Annotated in this window: 19 protein-coding genes; 10 read left to right on the forward strand and 9 right to left on the reverse strand. The window is 61.3% G+C overall.

All coding sequences use genetic code 11. The features are described 5' to 3' along the window. From ACI2KS_RS00740 to ACI2KS_RS00750, 3 genes are all read left to right on the forward strand, one after another. On the forward strand, positions 1-1713 hold a 1713-nt coding region (locus ACI2KS_RS00740; RefSeq protein WP_404616489.1), incomplete at its 5' end, for a bifunctional aconitate hydratase 2/2-methylisocitrate dehydratase. Between the two features lie 333 nt (positions 1714-2046). After that, complete coding sequence (locus tag ACI2KS_RS00745) at positions 2047-2892, forward strand: AAA family ATPase (protein ID WP_404616490.1); 846 nt, start codon at positions 2047-2049, stop codon at positions 2890-2892. Positions 2893-2922: 30 nt separating this feature from the next. Beyond that, positions 2923-4101, forward strand: a complete 1179-nt coding sequence (locus ACI2KS_RS00750; protein WP_404617227.1) for a VWA domain-containing protein — start codon at positions 2923-2925, stop codon at positions 4099-4101. A 165-nt stretch (positions 4102-4266) separates the two neighbouring features. On the opposite strand, the gene ACI2KS_RS00755 is transcribed toward ACI2KS_RS00750, so the two are convergent. From ACI2KS_RS00755 to ACI2KS_RS00780, 6 genes are all read right to left on the reverse strand, one after another. Beyond that, positions 4267-5196 carry a biotin-dependent carboxyltransferase family protein gene (locus ACI2KS_RS00755; RefSeq protein ID WP_404616491.1) on the reverse strand — a complete coding sequence of 310 codons (930 nt, stop codon included), beginning with the start codon at positions 5194-5196 and terminating at the stop codon, positions 4267-4269. Beyond that, positions 5193-5897, reverse strand: coding sequence for an allophanate hydrolase subunit 1 (locus tag ACI2KS_RS00760; protein ID WP_404616492.1), 705 nt, complete (start codon positions 5895-5897; stop codon positions 5193-5195). The genes ACI2KS_RS00755 and ACI2KS_RS00760 overlap by 4 nt, the downstream gene beginning before the upstream one ends. Further along, the gene (locus ACI2KS_RS00765; protein ID WP_404616493.1) at positions 5894-6646 is read right to left on the reverse strand and encodes a 5-oxoprolinase subunit PxpA; all 753 of its coding nucleotides are present in this window, start codon (positions 6644-6646) and stop codon (positions 5894-5896) included. The genes ACI2KS_RS00760 and ACI2KS_RS00765 overlap by 4 nt, the downstream gene beginning before the upstream one ends. A 237-nt stretch (positions 6647-6883) precedes the next feature. Then, the gene (locus ACI2KS_RS00770; protein WP_404616494.1) at positions 6884-7408 is read right to left on the reverse strand and encodes a DUF2937 family protein; all 525 of its coding nucleotides are present in this window, start codon (positions 7406-7408) and stop codon (positions 6884-6886) included. Between the two features lie 13 nt (positions 7409-7421). Further along, positions 7422-8195, reverse strand: coding sequence for a class II glutamine amidotransferase (locus ACI2KS_RS00775; RefSeq protein ID WP_404616495.1), 774 nt, complete (start codon positions 8193-8195; stop codon positions 7422-7424). Positions 8196-8243: 48 nt separating this feature from the next. Beyond that, positions 8244-8762 carry an MFS transporter gene (locus tag ACI2KS_RS00780; RefSeq protein ID WP_404616496.1) on the reverse strand — a complete coding sequence of 173 codons (519 nt, stop codon included), beginning with the start codon at positions 8760-8762 and terminating at the stop codon, positions 8244-8246. A 139-nt stretch (positions 8763-8901) separates the two neighbouring features. Between ACI2KS_RS00780 and ACI2KS_RS00785 the strand changes: the two genes are divergently transcribed. Both ACI2KS_RS00785 and ACI2KS_RS00790 read left to right on the forward strand, forming a co-directional pair. Continuing rightward, entirely contained in the window at positions 8902-10959 is a 2058-nt protein-coding gene (locus tag ACI2KS_RS00785) for a S9 family peptidase (protein WP_404616497.1), read from the forward strand. 119 nt (positions 10960-11078) lie between these two features. Further along, the gene (locus ACI2KS_RS00790) at positions 11079-11552 is read left to right on the forward strand and encodes a Crp/Fnr family transcriptional regulator (RefSeq protein WP_404616498.1); all 474 of its coding nucleotides are present in this window, start codon (positions 11079-11081) and stop codon (positions 11550-11552) included. A gap of 54 nt (positions 11553-11606) precedes the next feature. On the opposite strand, the gene ACI2KS_RS00795 is transcribed toward ACI2KS_RS00790, so the two are convergent. Continuing rightward, complete coding sequence (locus ACI2KS_RS00795) at positions 11607-11894, reverse strand: hypothetical protein (protein WP_404616499.1); 288 nt, start codon at positions 11892-11894, stop codon at positions 11607-11609. Positions 11895-12009: 115 nt separating this feature from the next. Between ACI2KS_RS00795 and ACI2KS_RS00800 the strand changes: the two genes are divergently transcribed. The 4 genes from ACI2KS_RS00800 (at position 12010) to ACI2KS_RS00815 (ending at position 14218) form a co-directional block, all read left to right on the forward strand. Then, on the forward strand, positions 12010-12696 hold the full coding sequence (locus ACI2KS_RS00800) for a spermidine synthase (protein WP_404616500.1): 687 nt from the start codon (positions 12010-12012) through the stop codon (positions 12694-12696). 59 nt (positions 12697-12755) lie between these two features. Continuing rightward, complete coding sequence (locus ACI2KS_RS00805; protein ID WP_404616501.1) at positions 12756-13127, forward strand: YajD family HNH nuclease; 372 nt, start codon at positions 12756-12758, stop codon at positions 13125-13127. 146 nt (positions 13128-13273) lie between these two features. Then, positions 13274-13762 (forward strand): RNA methyltransferase, encoded by a 489-nt coding sequence (locus ACI2KS_RS00810; RefSeq protein WP_404616502.1) that lies wholly within the window; start codon positions 13274-13276, stop codon positions 13760-13762. Between the two features lie 84 nt (positions 13763-13846). Further along, positions 13847-14218, forward strand: coding sequence for a DUF2892 domain-containing protein (locus ACI2KS_RS00815; protein WP_404616503.1), 372 nt, complete (start codon positions 13847-13849; stop codon positions 14216-14218). A gap of 166 nt (positions 14219-14384) precedes the next feature. Here ACI2KS_RS00815 and ACI2KS_RS00820 read toward each other — a convergent pair whose 3' ends face one another. Beyond that, positions 14385-14834 (reverse strand): YcgN family cysteine cluster protein, encoded by a 450-nt coding sequence (locus ACI2KS_RS00820; protein WP_404616504.1) that lies wholly within the window; start codon positions 14832-14834, stop codon positions 14385-14387. A 277-nt stretch (positions 14835-15111) separates the two neighbouring features. Between ACI2KS_RS00820 and ACI2KS_RS00825 the strand changes: the two genes are divergently transcribed. Beyond that, entirely contained in the window at positions 15112-15705 is a 594-nt protein-coding gene (locus tag ACI2KS_RS00825; protein ID WP_404616505.1) for a nitroreductase family protein, read from the forward strand. Between the two features lie 133 nt (positions 15706-15838). On the opposite strand, the gene ACI2KS_RS00830 is transcribed toward ACI2KS_RS00825, so the two are convergent. Beyond that, positions 15839-16771: a D-2-hydroxyacid dehydrogenase gene (locus ACI2KS_RS00830; RefSeq protein WP_404616506.1), complete on the reverse strand. Its 933-nt coding sequence runs from the start codon at positions 16769-16771 to the stop codon at positions 15839-15841. Positions 16772-16827 lie beyond the last annotated feature (56 nt).

Below are 16827 nucleotides of genomic sequence, written 5' to 3' on the forward strand. Positions count from 1 at the left end.
AACATGAACATGGGCGACGTGATCGACCTGTATCCGCATGCTGGCAAAGTCTGCAAACACGGCACCGACGAAGTCCTGACCACCTTCGAAATGAAGACCCCGGTGCTGTTGGACGAAGTTCGTGCCGGCGGCCGTATCCCGCTGATCATCGGCCGTGGCCTGACCGACAAGGCGCGCGCCGAGCTGGGCCTGGGTCCTACCGATCTGTTCAAGCTGCCTGAAGCACCTGTCGATACCGGCAAGGGCTACACCCTGGCGCAGAAAATGGTCGGCAAGGCGTGCGGCCTGCCGGAAGGCAAAGGCGTTCGTCCAGGCACCTATTGCGAGCCGAAGATGACCACCGTCGGTTCCCAGGACACCACCGGTCCAATGACCCGTGATGAACTCAAAGACCTGGCGTGCCTGGGCTTCTCGACCGATCTGGTGATGCAGTCGTTCTGCCACACCGCGGCTTACCCCAAGCCGATCGACGTGACCACCCACCACACCCTGCCCGACTTCATCATGACCCGCGGCGGCGTTTCCCTGCGTCCGGGCGACGGCATCATCCACAGCTGGCTGAACCGCATGCTGCTGCCGGACACCGTTGGTACCGGTGGTGACTCGCACACCCGCTTCCCGATGGGCATCTCTTTCCCGGCCGGTTCCGGTCTGGTCGCGTTTGCCGCAGCCACCGGCGTCATGCCGCTGGACATGCCGGAATCGATCCTGGTGCGTTTCAAAGGCAAGATGCAACCGGGCGTCACCCTACGTGACCTGGTTCATGCCATTCCTTACTTCGCGATCCAGGCTGGCCTGCTGACCGTCGAGAAGAAGGGCAAGAAAAACGCCTTCTCCGGCCGCATCCTGGAAATCGAAGGCCTGGACAACCTGAGCATCGAACAGGCTTTCGAGCTGTCCGACGCCTCGGCTGAACGTTCGGCGGCCGGTTGCACCATCAAGCTGTCCAAAGAGTCGATCACCGAGTACCTGAACTCCAACATCACCCTGCTGCGCTGGATGATCGGCGAAGGCTACGGCGATGCTCGTACTCTGGAACGTCGTGCGCAAGCGATGGAAGCCTGGGTTGCCAACCCTGAGCTGATGGTTGCCGATGCTGACGCCGAGTACGCTGAAGTCATCGAAATCGACCTGGCCGACATCAAGGAGCCTGTGCTCTGTGCGCCGAACGATCCGGACGACGCCCGTCTGCTGTCCAGCGTTGCTGGCGAGAAGATCGACGAAGTGTTCATCGGTTCGTGCATGACCAACATCGGCCACTTCCGCGCTGCCGGCAAGTTGCTCGATCAGGTCAAGGGCCAGCTGCCAACCCGTCTGTGGCTGTCGCCGCCGACCAAGATGGACGCTCACCAGCTGACCGAAGAAGGCTACTACGGCATCTACGGCAAGGCCGGCGCGCGCATGGAAATGCCGGGCTGCTCGCTGTGCATGGGTAACCAGGCACGTGTTGAACCGAACTCCACCGTGGTTTCGACTTCGACCCGTAACTTCCCGAACCGTCTGGGCGACGGCGCGAACGTCTACCTGGCTTCGGCTGAGCTGGCGTCCGTGGCATCGATCCTGGGTCGCCTGCCGACCGTCGAGGAGTACATGGAATACGCGGGCAAGATCGACAGCATGGCTGCCGATGTCTACCGCTACCTGTCCTTCGACCAGATCGCCGAGTTCCGTGAAATCGCCGCGAGCGCCAACATTCCGCTCGTTCAAGCGTAAGATCGAAACACAGCGTTGAAAAACCCCGCTCCGGCGGGGTTTTTTTATGGCTGTTCGGGTTGCTGCACATGCTGATTCAGCGCACCGATGGCGGCTTGATCGTACGGGCACCCAGCACCTGCAGGCGTCCGGCTTGCCAGCGGCGCTGTTGCAGGATCCCCGGCCGGTGCCCAGATCACCTTCGTACCCCTTGGGCCGTGAGCGCCATTCAGCGACTGAATGGAGCGTCTGCGTTCACAGTCGAGCGAGGCTCGCGTTATAGTCGCGGCAATTCTTTTCGCTGTTTAGCGCCGTTCGGGCCTGTTCCCGGGCGTTTCGTTCGAGGATTTACCGATGAAGTTCGAAGGCACTCGCGCCTATGTCGCCACCGACGACCTGAAGCTTGCAGTCAACGCTGCCATCACGCTGGAGCGCCCGCTGCTGGTCAAGGGCGAACCGGGTACCGGCAAGACCATGCTCGCCGAGCAACTGGCCGAGTCGTTTGGCGTGAAGCTGATCACCTGGCACATCAAGTCGACCACCAAAGCCCATCAGGGTCTGTACGAGTACGACGCGGTCAGTCGTCTGCGCGATTCACAGCTGGGCGTCGACAAAGTCCATGACGTGCGCAACTACCTGAAGAAGGGCAAGCTCTGGGAAGCGTTCGAGTCCGAGGAGCGGGTGATTCTGCTGATCGACGAAATCGACAAGGCGGACATCGAATTCCCCAACGACCTGCTGCAAGAACTCGACAAGATGGAGTTCTACGTTTACGAAATCGACGAAACGATCAAGGCGAAAAAGCGCCCGATCATCATCATTACCTCCAACAACGAAAAAGAGCTGCCGGATGCCTTCCTGCGCCGCTGCTTCTTCCATTACATCGCCTTTCCAGACCGCCCTACCCTGCAGCGCATCGTCGACGTGCATTACCCGGACATCAAGAAGGACCTGGTCAGCGAAGCGCTGGACGTATTCTTCGACGTGCGCAAGGTGCCAGGCCTGAAGAAAAAACCGTCGACCTCGGAACTGGTGGACTGGCTGAAACTGCTGATGGCCGACAACATCGGCGAGGCGGTGCTGCGCGAGCGCGATCCGACCAAGGCCATCCCGCCGCTGGCAGGTGCGCTGGTGAAAAACGAACAGGACGTGCAGCTGCTGGAGCGACTGGCGTTCATGAGCCGTCGTGGCAATCGTTAAGCTCTTTACGCCAAGTGGAGGGCAATGACCATGCTGCTCAACCTGTTCAACGAAATGCGCGCAGCCAAGGTGCCGGTCTCGGTGCGCGAACTGCTGGACCTGATCAACGCCCTGAAACAGCGGGTGACGTTCGCCGACATGGACGAGTTCTACTATTTGTCGAGGGCGATTCTGGTGAAGGACGAGCGCCATTTCGACAAGTTCGACCGGGCGTTCGGCGCCTACTTCAATGGTCTGGAGAAGCTCGACGATCACCTGCAGGCGTTGATCCCCGAAGACTGGCTGCGCAAGGAGTTCGAGCGCTCGCTGACTGACGAGGAACGCGCGCAGATTCAATCGCTGGGTGGTCTGGACAAGCTCATCGAGGAGTTCAAGAAGCGGCTGGAAGAACAGAAGGAACGCCATGCCGGCGGCAACAAATGGATCGGCACCGGTGGCACCAGCCCGTTCGGCTCTGGAGGATACAACCCCGAAGGCATCCGCGTTGGCGATGCCGGCAAGCGGCAGGGCAAGGCGGCCAAGGTCTGGGAACAGCGCGAGTACAAGAACCTCGACGATCAGGTCGAACTCGGTACCCGTAACATCAAGGTGGCCCTGCGGCGTCTGCGCAAATTTGCCCGCCAAGGCGCGGCGGACGAGCTGGACATTGACGGCACCATCGACCACACCGCCCGCGACGCCGGTTTGCTGAACATCCAGATGCGACCCGAACGACGCAACACCATCAAGCTGTTGCTGCTGTTCGACATCGGCGGCTCGATGGACGCTCATGTAAAAATCTGCGAAGAACTGTTCTCGGCCTGCAAGACCGAGTTCAAACACATGGAGTACTTCTACTTCCACAACTTCATTTACGAGTCAGTGTGGAAAAACAACCTGCGCCGCAGTTCTGAACGCACCTCGACCCAGGACCTGCTGCACAAGTACGGCGCCGACTACAAAGTGATCTTCATCGGCGACGCCGCCATGGCGCCCTATGAAATCACCCAGCCGGGCGGCAGCGTCGAGCACTGGAACGAAGAAGCCGGCTACGCCTGGATGCAGCGCTTCATGGCCAAGTTCAAGAAGATCATCTGGATCAACCCCTACCCCAAGGACGCCTGGGGCTACACCACCTCGACCAATATCGTGCGCGATCTGATCGAAGATCAGATGTATCCGCTGACATTGAGGGGGCTGGAGGAAGGGATGCGGTATCTGGCGAAGTGATGCTGAGACTGTGGGAGCGAGGTTTGTCCCGCGACCAGGCGCGAAGCGGCAGCAAATTCGGCGACCACGATATACTGACACAACGTGATAGCCGGTTTACGACGGGTTCCCCGCCGGTCGCGGGACAAGCCGCGCGCCTACAAGCTCGCCGCCCGTACAGATCCATCAGTGCGCCTTGGCAGCCAGCCTCTGCAAATACCCCACCTGCTCCCGATGCGCCAAGTCCTGCACCACCGGCTTCATCCGTATCACACTGCCCGGCAGCTTCTGCGCCAGGCGAGCCAGTGAAAGCGGGGTCAGGGCGCCGAGTCTTGGGTAGCCGCCGATGGTCTGGCGGTCGTTAAGCAACACGATGGGCTGGCCGTCTGGTGGGACCTGAATGGCGCCCAGCGGGATCCCTTCGGAGATCATCGGCTGGCCTTGATAGACCAGCTGCGGCCCCAGCAGGCGCATGCCCATGCGGTCGGCGCGGCTGTCGAGGGTCCAATCGCTGTTGAAGGCATCGAACAGACTAAGGCCGCTGAACTGGCCAATTTGCGCGCCGAGGACAACGTCCAGCGGGCGCGTGTCGTCAATGGATGGAATCAGATGATCTGCCAGCGCGTGCAAGTGGAATGAAGTACCGGAATAACTCAGGCGATCACCTTCAACCAATGCCCTGCCAGCGCCGTCCAGACCGCCCAGCCCCTCGCGTGTGACAGTGGCGCAACTGCCCAGAACCCTCGCGGCCTGGAAGCCACCCGGCGCTGCAAGGTAGGCTCGCGCGCCCGAGACGGGCTGGATCAAACGCAGTTGCTGGCCCTTGCGGACGAAGAAACTGCGCCACGGTGCAATCGAACGGTCATCGAGCATCGCGCCCAGATCGGCGCCCGCCAATGCCAGGCAGCAGTCGGCCTCGGCGATCAGGGTGAGCCCGCCGAGGGTCACCTCAATGACGGCGGCATCCAGCGGGTTATTCAGCAGGTTGTTGGCCCAGGACATCGACACCCAGTCCAGCGCACCGCCCTGGCTGACGCCCAGATGCCTGACGCCAAAACGTCCCGCATCCTGCAACAAGCACAGCGCCGTACTGCTTTTGACCGTCAGCACACTCATGCCAGCGCCTCCAGCGGCGTGTCGTCGCCGCCCAGACGAATGAATTCTGCGCGGTCGACGGCTTCGAAGCGCACGGTATCGCCGGGCTGCATCAGGCTGTAGCCGTCGATTTGGCGATCGAACAGTCTGGCCGGCGTACGACCCAGGATGTTCCAGCCACCAGGGGACTCAAGCGGATATGCAGCCGTCTGCCGTTCAGCGATGCCGACGCTGCCTGCGGCCACGCGTTTGCGCGGCGTACCGATTCGCGGCGCAGCCAGCAGCTCTTCCACCAACCCCATGAAGGCAAAACCCGGGGCAAAGCCCAGGGCGAACACCTGATAGGTACGCTGGCTGTGACGCCGGATCACCTCCTCCACCGGCAGCCCGCTGCGGCTGGAAAGCAGACTCAACTCCGGACCGACGCTCAGGTCATACCAGACCGGCAACACATGCTGTCTGCCAGCCGCGGCGGCATCTGGCGTCAGCCCGGTCAGCGCCTGAGCGATCAACGCCCGCGCTTGCTGCGGACTTAACGCCATGAGGTCGTAATGCACCATCAAGGTCGTGTAGGAAGGCACCAGATCGATCAGATGCACACCAAAACCCTCGCGCAATCGCAGGCTAGCAGCGAGCATCCACGGCATGTTGGCTTCATCGATGGCGTCGAACAGGCGCACCATCAGACAATCGATCGCGACGACTTCGATCCGCAGATTCATGAGCGAGGTGTCTTACCCAGCGCCTGACGAATGCGTTGCACAGCCGCAATGGAGCTGGCGTTGTCGCCATGCACGCAGAGGGTGTCGACGCCAAGCAGCAGCTCGCTACCATCGCTGGCGATCAGCGCCTCGCCGCGAGACAAGGTGAGCGCCTGGGCGATGATGGTTTCTGGATCATGGTGGACCGCGCCAGGCAGGTTGCGCGAAACCAGGCGCCCGATGCTGTCATACGCCCGGTCTGCGAAAGCCTCGAACCACAGCGTGACACCGAACTCATCGGCCATGGCCTGGGCCGCGCTGTTGTCACGCATGGCCAGCAGCATCAGCGGCAGCTCGGGGTTGTAGCGGGCAATCGCCTCGATAACCGCACGCAGTTGGGTGGGGTTGGCCATCATGTCGTTGTACATCGCGCCATGGGGTTTGACGTACTGCACTCGCCCACCCTGCGCCCGACAAATGCCGTCCAGTGCGCCGATCTGATAATGCAGCATGTCCTGGACTTCCTGCGCCGAGCAGGCCATTGACCGACGTCCGAAGCCCACCAGATCCGGATATGCCGGGTGAGCACCGATGGTCACCTCGTGGGTCAGGGCCAGGGCCACGGTCTTGCGCATCACGCCGGGATCCCCTGCATGAAAGCCACAGGCAATGTTGGCGCAATCGATGTACGGCATGACTTCAGCGTCCAGACCCATGGTCCAGGCACCGTAGCTTTCGCCAATGTCGCAGTTCAATAACAGGCGGCCCAAGGCGCTATCTCCTGTACGAAGGGAAGTGGGGACGAACACTGAGTCTACGCGTGCAACGCATCCGTTTGCAGCGCTGAAACGGATGTGGCTGCATTGTTGGGGCAGGAGAGCTTGCGGTTGTATCAAGCCGGACCGCGATGTGGCTCTGTAGCAACACGCCTTGCCGGCGGTGGCGTGCTCGAGATCGCTGCCGCCGGCAAACCGGGCTATTACAGAACCGGGCGCATGCTCATCGAATCAACGCCAATCGCGATTGACCTGGCGCACATGGTGGCGCCCGACGAAGACCCAGTCGATGAACAGCACAAGACTTTCGATGACCAGCGAGAACAGCAGCGCGCAAACCAGTCCCCAGCCGATGACTTGCGGCGACAACAGCACCTGCCAGGTGTAGCCGTTCCAGGTTTCGCTGCGAATGTCCGGGTCAGCCGCCGTCAACACGTGGTACGCGCGCATGTACCAGGGACCTTGCAGCGCCTGCCATTCGCGATCCAGGACCTGGGTGCGGGTCAAAAGCCTGTTGATGTTGTCGGCATCGGTGCGGAACACCGGATCGTCACTGCTGCGGTAATGCTGGATCAGCGCCTGCACATCACCATTAAAGAAGCGCTGAGCGGTGTCGTTGTACCCGCCCAGGCTTTTCTGCGCTTCGATCAGATGGGCTTCGACCCGCTTGCTGTAATCGCTGATAAACCCGGGGATCTGCACGCCGATCAACAGGCCCGCCGTGAACAACACCAGTCGCAGATAGCTTCGCAGCATAGATCCCTCTCAGTCAGGTTCGGCCTTCGGCCACGCATTCGCCCCGGCGCCACAGGCTCCAGTGACCGGGTTCATAGCGATTCCAGGTCTCGTTTTCAGTCAGCGGCTCGGTGGCGATGACCGTAACCACATCGTTGGGCGTGGTTTCGGCCTGAAAATCGACGATGACGTCGACATCCTTCAAACGAGCCGGACCGAATGGCGCGCGGCGGGTGATGTGCACCAGCTTGGTCGAGCAGAAGCAAAACAGCCAGTCGCCATCACTGAGCAATGCGTTGAATACGCCTTTGCTCCGATACTCGCTGCAGGCTTGGACCAGCGTCGCCAGCAGCTGTTCGATCTCCACAGGCTCGGGAAACGCTTCACGCACCCGGTTCAGCAGGTCGCAGAACGCAGCTTCGCTGTCGGTATCGCCCACCGGCCGATAGAACGTTGCGCGCGGCTGAAAGTCCGCCAGTTGACCGTTATGCGCGAAACACCAGTTACGCCCCCACAATTCGCGGACAAACGGATGAGTGTTGGACAGGCAGACCTTGCCGACATTGGCCTGGCGAATATGCCCGATGACCACTTCGCTCTTGATCGGATAGCGCTGCACCAGTTGTGCGACCTCGGACTCGCTGCTGGCGGCCGGATCCTGGAACAGCCGCAATCCGCGACCTTCGTAGAAGCCGATGCCCCAGCCATCACGGTGCGGGCCGGTGCGACCGCCACGCTGCATCAGCCCGGTAAAGCTGAAGACGATGTCGGTCGGTACGTTGGCACTCATGCCCAGAAGTTCACACATGCTCAGCTCTCGGTAGGTTCAGCGGCGGGCTGGCCTGATACAGCCGGGTCACAACTTGGGCTCGACCCGATAACGGCCACTGGTACCGCCGTTGCCGTTGGGCGCAGTATCGGCAGGTGCAACGGGTTGGCTGGCGTAACGGCTCGAACCTTGCGCGGCGAAGGGCTCGTCGTCCTGCTTGTGCTCGGCCAGCGCCTGTGCGGCGGCGGCTTCGGCGTGGGCCTGACGGGCCTTTTTCTTGCGCAAAAATGGCAGGCGGATCAGCGCGAAGATGACGTACAGTCCCAATGCGACCGCGCCGTAGGTGGCCAGGTCGAGCATTGCGCGCCAGACGTTGTTACCGACCTTGAGCGCCAGGTCGAGCACGCTGATGGCCAGCGCCGGCGCGTATTTATCCTTGACCGGATCGATGATGGTCGGGCAAAACAGCAGCACCGCGCCAATGACTCGCAGCGGCTCGCGCAGGTAGCGCCACATCCAGCCGGTCAGCTTGAACCACACCAACAGACAACCCAACGCAGCGAATGCGTAAAGGCCCCAGGCAATCAGATAGTCGTTGTCGGTCATGACGTCCGTGGTAAGGCAGGTAAAGAGGCGCTTATGATAACGACTTTTCGCCAGCCTAGCTTCCTCGGCTTCAGTTATCGCCGCGCAGCCCTCATCGGGCTGCCGCCCAGGCGAACTATTTCCTTTCAGAGAGCCCAGCATGCCTTCTTCCCGATCCAGCTCCAGCGCCCCCCTCGCCCGCAAGGCCGACGGCGCCGACCCGTATGCCTGGCTGCAGAATCGCGACACCGATGAGGTGCTCGATTACCTCAAGGCCGAAAACGACTATCAGGAACAACAGCTGGCGGACCAGCAGGCCCTGCGTGAGACGTTGTTCCAGGAGATCAAGGGCCGCATTCTGGAAACCGACCTGTCGCTGCCCTCGCCCTGGGGTCCGTATCTGTATTACACCCGCACCACCGAAGGCGACGAGTACGCCCGCCACTACCGCTGCCCGCGTCCGGCGGACGATTCGCAGACGGTCGACGAAAGCGCTGAACAACTGCTGCTCGATCCCAACGCGCTGGCCAACGGCGGCTTCTTCTCTCTCGGTGCGTTCAGCATCAGCCCCGACCATCAGCGTCTGGCCTACAGCCTGGATACCAGCGGCGAGGAGGTCTACCAGCTGTACGTCAAGGAGCTTGGCAGCGGCGATGTCACCAGCCTGCCGTTCGATGACTGCGACGGCAGCATGACCTGGGCCAATGACAGCCAGACGCTGTTTTTCGGTGAACTGGACGAAACCCATCGCCCGCACAAGCTGTACCGCCACAAACTGGGCAATGACTCAGCCGATCTGGTTTTCAACGAGCCGGACGGGCGTTTCTTCCTGCATTGCTACCGCAGCAGCTCCGAGCGCCAGTTGGTCCTGGCCCTGGACAGCAAGACCACGGGTGAAAGCTGGGTGCTGGATGCCGGCAAGCCGGAGCAGGCGTTCGTGTGCATGGACCCGCGCAGTGAAGGTCACGAGTACTCGGTGGATCACGGTTTGATCGACGGGACCTGGAGCTGGCTGATTCGCAGCAACCAGGCGGGTATCAATTTTGCGCTGTACCACGCCGCCGAAAAATCCAGCGGTGTGCCTGCGCGCAAAGACTGGCAGACCTTGGTCGCGCACAGTGACACGGTGATGCTCGATGGCTTCAGCCTCAATGCCAAAGGCCTGACCCTGAGCCTGCGCGAAGGCGGCTTGCCCATCGTCGAGGTTCACCCACAAGGCTTGCCGGCGTATCGCGTGCAACTCCCGGATGCGGCCTACAACCTGTATGTGCAGGACACCCTTGAATTTGACAGCGACAAGATTCGCCTGCGCTATCAATCGCTCAATCGCCCGCCACAGGTACGTCAACTGACCCTGGCGACCGGCGAGCAGGCGGTGCTCAAGGAAACGCCCGTGCTCGGTGTGTTCGACCCCGATGCCTACGTCAGCCAGCGTTTGTGGGCAACCGCTGCCGATGGCACCCAGGTGCCGATCAGTCTGGTGGTCAAGCGTGAGTTGGCAGGCCAGCCCGTGCCGCTTTACCTCTACGGCTACGGCGCTTATGGCGAGAGCCTCGATCCATGGTTCTCCCATTCGCGCCTGAGCCTGCTGGACCGCGGCGTGGCCTTCGCCATCGCCCATGTGCGCGGCGGCGGCGAACTGGGCGAGGCCTGGTATCGCAATGGCAAGCAGGAGCACAAACAGAACACGTTCAGCGACTTCATCGCCTGCGCTGAACATCTGATTGCACAAACCCTCACGAGCGCCGAAAAGCTGGTGATCAGCGGTGGCAGCGCGGGCGGCCTGTTGATCGGTGCAGTGGTCAACCAGCGTCCGGATCTGTTCAAGGCAGCGATTGCCGAAGTCCCGTTCGTCGATGTATTGAACACCATGCTCGATCCCGATCTGCCGCTGACCGTCACCGAGTACGACGAATGGGGCAACCCCCAGGACCCGGCCGTGTATGAGCGCATCAAGGCGTATGCGCCTTACGAAAACGTCCGCGCCCAGGCTTATCCGGCGATGCTGGTGATCGCCGGTTATAACGACAGCCGCGTGCAGTATTGGGAAGCGGCCAAGTGGGTGGCAAAATTGCGCGACACCAAAACCGATGCCAATCTGCTGCTGCTCAAGACCGAATTGGGCGCCGGGCACGGTGGCATGAGCGGTCGCTATCAGGGCTTGCGCGACGTGGCGCTCGAATACGGGTTTATCTTCAAGGTATTGCAGATGGCCTGAGGAACTCTGCGCAGGCCACGAGTCATATCAGGCGGCGCCCGGACGACTATCGTCCGGGACCGTCAAGCCCGTCAGATGCCTGCGCTTGCATTTTTTCAACACTTCAACAAGAACATCCCATGCCGACACCATCATCACTGAATAACGAAATTCGCGACATGCTGATGGACTGCGGTCTGTTTCTCGCCCTGACGCCTGCGGATTTTTCCGCTGCGGCGGGTTACTTCAGCATCAGCAATATCGAAAAAGGCCAGGCGATCTTCAGCGAGGGCGACGCTGGCACCTTCATGTGCATCATCCATTCGGGCACGGTCTCGGTGCAGAAACTCAACGGCGACGGCAAGCAGATCGAGACCGCGACCCTGCGCAGCGGTCGTGCCTTCGGGGAAATGGCGGTGCTCGACGGCGAACGTCGTTCGGCCAGTTGCATCGCCGCTTCGCCTTGTTGCCTGTTGAACCTGGGCAAGGACTCGCTGGACAAGATGCTCAATGACGCGCCGAAAGTGGCGGCGAAAATCATCCGCGCAATCGCCGTGGCCATGTCCAGGCGCTTGCGCATGATGGATGGGCAGGTGGTGGCGCAGCAGGAATGAGCCGATCCCCGTTTGCATGCTGAACCTGTGGAGTCATGCTTGTGGCGGATCAGTTCAGGGAGTCGGCTTTGGCGGCGGCGGCACGCCCTGCAGAGGCTCGTCTTCCTTCGGTGGCCCTGGCTGCGGGATCTTCGGCAATAGCGGGGGATTACCCTGCCCGCCCGCACGCGGAATACTCGGCGGCGCGACTTGCGGATAGGGTGTGGGTGTGGCGGTCCCCGGTGAACCGGCGTTGGCGGCAATCGGTTCAGGTGTATTGAGCACAGGTTGCAGATTCTCGGCAAAAGCCTGTGATGCACCAAGCATCATCAAGGTAATCGCCGCTAGAATGGAGCGCTTCATCGTTGGCCTCCGCTGCCAATCTTTTGCTGTGTCGCCAAGGCTACTCCTGCTCAGCGCATCGTGCGCTGACAAATTGCCAGCCTCACCTCGACCAAGGCCTTTCACCGAGTTATCCATGAAACGTTTCGTTCTGCTCGACACCACCCCGATCCCCGACAACGGCGGCGCCCTGTGCCTGTTCGAATACGGCGAAGACTTCGTGATCAAGATCCAGGGCGGCGACGGCGGCCAGTTGATGAACACGCGCATGCACGGCTCAGAAGACGCGCTGGCGGAAATCCCCTGCAAAAAAGTCGCCTCGCGTCTCAATCCACGGGTGCTGATTGGCGGCTTGGGCATGGGCTTCACCCTGGCCTCGGCACTCAGGCATCTGGGCAAGAACGGTGAGGTGGTAGTCGCTGAACTGGTACCCGGCGTGGTCGAGTGGAATCGCGGGCCACTGGGCGAGAAGTCCGGCAACCCGTTGCAGGACCCACGCGCCAGGGTCGTGGTCCAGGACGTGGCCCAGGTGCTCAAGAGCGAACCGCAGGGGTTCGATGCCATCATGCTTGATGTCGACAACGGACCCGAAGGCCTGACGCAAAAATCCAACAGCTGGCTGTATTCTTCTGGCGGACTGGCTGCCTGCGCCCAGGCGCTGCGCCCTAAAGGTGTGTTGGCGGTATGGTCAGCCAGCGCTGATGCGGCATTCAGTGACAAGTTGCGCAAGGCCGGCTTCAAGGCCGAAGAGGTCAAGGTCTACGCGCATGGCAACAAGGGCACCAGGCACACGATCTGGATCGCTGAAAAAGTGAAGGGCTAACGGCCAGGCAAAGCGCTAGACTTGCCCCATTGCCAAAGCACAACGAAACAGGTGACACCATGAGTTCGGGAACGCCGACCAACACTTCCAAGCTGGACCGTATCCTCGCTGACGCCCAGCGTGACCGCGAAATGGGTTATCGCGACAAGGCGCTGCGTATGTACCCGCATGTATGCGGCCGTTGCGCCCGTGAGTTTGCCGGCAAGCGCCTGAGCGAGCTGACCGTGCATCACCGCGATCACAACCACGACAACAACCCGCAGGACGGCTCCAACTGGGAGCTATTGTGCCTGTACTGCCACGACAACGAACACTCGCGCTATACCGACCAGCAGTACTTCTCCGACAGCTCCCTGAGCACCCCGAAAACCGCCAAGGCGACTCACAACCCGTTCGCCGCCCTGGCCGGCCTCATGAAAAAAGACGATTGAACCGGGCCCTGTAGCAGCACGGCTTGCCAGCGGTGGCGCATGAGTGATCGCTACCGCCGGCAAGCCGTGCTGCGACAGGGGTAAGCACCAATATCCCCATAACCTCCCGTATAATCGCTGCCTTTTCTCAACGAGCACCCTCCCCCGTGGCCAACAAACGCTATGCCTGCATCGGCTTGTACAACCCCAAGTCGCCGGAAAACGTCGGATCGGTGATGCGCGCAGCGGGCTGCTATGGCGTGGCCTCGGTGTTCTATACCGGTACGCGCTACGAACGGGCGCGGGACTTCGTTACCGACACCAAGAAGATCCATCAGGACATTCCGCTGATCGGCATCGATGACCTGAAAAAGATCATTCCACTGGGTTGCATACCCGTGGCTGTAGAGCTGGTCGAGGGCGCGCGCTCACTGCCCGAATACACCCACCCGGATCGCGCGATCTACATCTTCGGACCGGAAGACGGCTCGCTCGACAAGGAGATTCGCGACTGGTGCGAGGACGTGGTTTACATCCCCACCACCGGCTGCATGAACCTGGCCGCGACGGTCAACGTGGTGCTCTACGATCGCATGGCCAAGGGCAACAACACCCGCTCCGGGCCGCAGTTCGGCCGGGACACCGATCGCACCTGACTGCACAGCCTGGACAAACGCATTGAACAGTTTGCGCTTATGACAGTCAGCTTTAAGGACCTTACTCTTCATGGAGAACGCATCATGAGCGACACCCCGATCCTTAAACGCGTCGAACGCACCGTGCGCGATTATCCAGAGCAGAACGTACAGGGCTGGGAGCGTATCGGCTCGCTGGCCGGTGGCGTGCTGATGATGGGCAAAGGCCTGCGCCGTGGCGGGATTTTCGGCCTGGTGCAACTGGCCATCGGCGGCGCAGTGCTGGCCCGCGGCATCACTGGCCACTGCTCGGCCAAGGCGCTGCTGGATAAAAGCCGCAGCGATATGGATCTGGCCCGCTCGCGCATTGAAGAAGCCGGAGCCGAATTGAGCAAGCTCAAGACCAAGGCCGAAGTCGCAGCCGAAGAGGCCGTGGTCAAGAGCATCGATGCGGTCAAAGGCCCCAAGGGTATTTGAACGGATCAGCTTGCACCGTGGTATTCCCGCTCATTGTAGGAGTGAGCTTGCTCGCGAAGCGCAATAGCGCGATAACGCCATGCCGGCCTGTCAGCCAATAGATTCATGACAGATCCAGGGCACCGCGAGCGAGCTTACGCCTGCACAGGCGACATCACGCGCCGGCTCAGCCTGCGCGGAAGATCAGATAATCTTCCCAATCGTCCTCGTCGACGCTGTTTTCACTGACCATGCGACCTGACTGGGAAATTCGCTGCTTGTGCACCTGATCCCGGTCACCGCACACCAGATGGTGCCAGAGCGGCAGATCCTGCCCCTCACTGACCAGGCGATAGCCGCACGTGGGCGGTAACCACTTGAATTCGTCAGCCTGCCCCGGCGTCAGCTGAATGCAATCGGGGACCTGCGCGCGACGATTGGGGTAATCGCTGCACTGGCAGGTTTTCAGGTCCAGCAACTTGCAGGCGATGCGCGTGTAATAGACGCTGCCGTCGTCCTCATCCTCAAGCTTTTGCAGACAGCACAGTCCGCAACCGTCGCACAGCGACTCCCACTCGACGGCATCAAGTTGGTCAAGGGTTTTACGCATCCAGAACGGTTCGACTTTGGCGGCCATGGTTTCGCAGCAATCGGTATCGGCTAATGAAAAGGCCGCCAGTCTAGTGCTACAGCGCGGCCGGGCCAAGCATTGGCGACTGTCGGTACGCCCGCACTTGTCAGCCAATCGCCAGCGCAGTAGCTTTAAGCCCTCGCAAGCACGGGCCAGAGCGCTGCGTGCAGCCTGCACATCACCACCCGTTTCGACGATGCCTGCCGTCCACGGCCCATCTGATTGATCCCGCGGGCCGCCCGATGCGGCCTGCGGTCTATTTACTCTTCAGGATCAGAACTTCATGAGCGCCAATTCACGCGTTGCCGATTACGCGATTCACCCGCAGTTCACCGAGCGCTGGTCGCCCCGCGCCTTCACCGGTGAAAGCATCCCGCAAGACACCCTGCTCAGCTTCTTCGAGGCCGCACGATGGGCACCATCGGCTTACAACTCGCAGCCGTGGCGCTTCCTTTACGCCCGTCGCGATACGCCAGACTGGGAGCGGTTCCTGGGTCTGCTCAACGAGTTCAACCGCGGCTGGGCGCAGCATGCGTCGGCGCTGGTGATCATCATCTCCAAGACCACCTTCACCGCGCCAGGCGCCAGCGAAGAGACACCGGCGCTGTGGCACACCTTTGACACCGGTTCTGCCTGGGGCCACCTGGCGTTGCAGGCCAGCCTCAGCGGCTGGCACACCCACGGCATGGCCGGTTTCGATCAAGAGCTGACGCGCAAGGAGCTGAAGATTCCAGAAGGCTATGCCCTGCATGCGGCCGTGGCGATCGGCAAGCTGGGCGACAAGTCGACCCTGGCCGAGTACCTGCAAGGCCGCGAAACCCCAAGCCCGCGCCGGCCGTTGACCGAATTGGTAGCTGAAGGCGATTTCACCCTGTAAGCCTGCCGCGCGGCTTTATCCAGCAACACGGCTTGGCGACGGTAGCGCCATCAGAATCGCTAGCGCCGCCGAGCCGTGCTGTCAGAGACGATCAACGCAGTGCCAGAGCAATCAGGACCGGCTGCGCAGTCGCTCAATACCCCCTGACGAAATCCACTTCCCCACGCAATGCCTCACCCTGGGCATAGGCCTTGAGGTTGTCGACGAACAGTTGCGTCATTGCCGGCGGCGAGGTCGGCGCGGAGCTGTGCCCGGTCAACAGAAGCCCCCAGGCGGTCCAGAACGGGTGGCGCTGGGGCAACGGTTCCTGACGGCAGACATCGATCACCGCGCCCGCCAGATGGCCTTCCTTCAAGGCCTCGACCAGATCGGCATCGACCACCGAAACCCCACGCCCGACGTTGATGAACAACGACGAAGGCTTGAATCGGGCGAACAGCTTGGCGTCGTACAGATCATGGGTCTGCGGGGTGTTGGGCAGCAGGTTGATGACAAAATCGACTTCCCCCACCAGCCGTGGCAGATCTTCCGGGCCGCCGACTTCAACGAATGGCGCCTGGCTGCGCGCACTGGACGCGATGCCATAAAGCTCGACCCCGAAAGGCACCAGGAACTGCGCCACGCTGACGCCGATGTCACCGGTGCCGACGATCAGCGCCTTGCGTCCGGCAAGGCTATGACCCAGCCGCGCATCCCACTTGCGCTCCACCTGGCTGACCAGCCGCGCCAGCACTTCGCGCTCATGCACCAGCATGTAGGTCAGGACGAACTCGGCCATCACCTGACCAAAGATCCCCACTGCACGGGTCAATCGATAGTCGCGATTCAACCCTTCGGCCAGCAGCGGCGTAATGCCGGCCCAGGTCGATTGCAGCCATTGAGGTGTGTGCCCCTGACGCAGCAGGTTGGCCAGCAGGTCAGGCTGACCCAGCCAGATCGGCGCATCAGCGGCCATTTTCGACAGCTCGGCGGAGTCGCCGCTGCTCAGTATTTCGATCTCGGGAGCGGCCTTGCGAAGCAACTCGGTGTAGATAACGTAATCGTGTTCGGCGATCAGAACGCGCATGGATTCAAAACTCAACAAAGCAGGACATGCGACCGCAGAGCCAATGGCGCCCGGTT

It is taken from the genome of Pseudomonas sp. NPDC087358, from assembly GCF_044900785.1.
In the GTDB taxonomy this organism is placed as follows: Bacteria; Pseudomonadota; Gammaproteobacteria; order Pseudomonadales; family Pseudomonadaceae; genus Aquipseudomonas.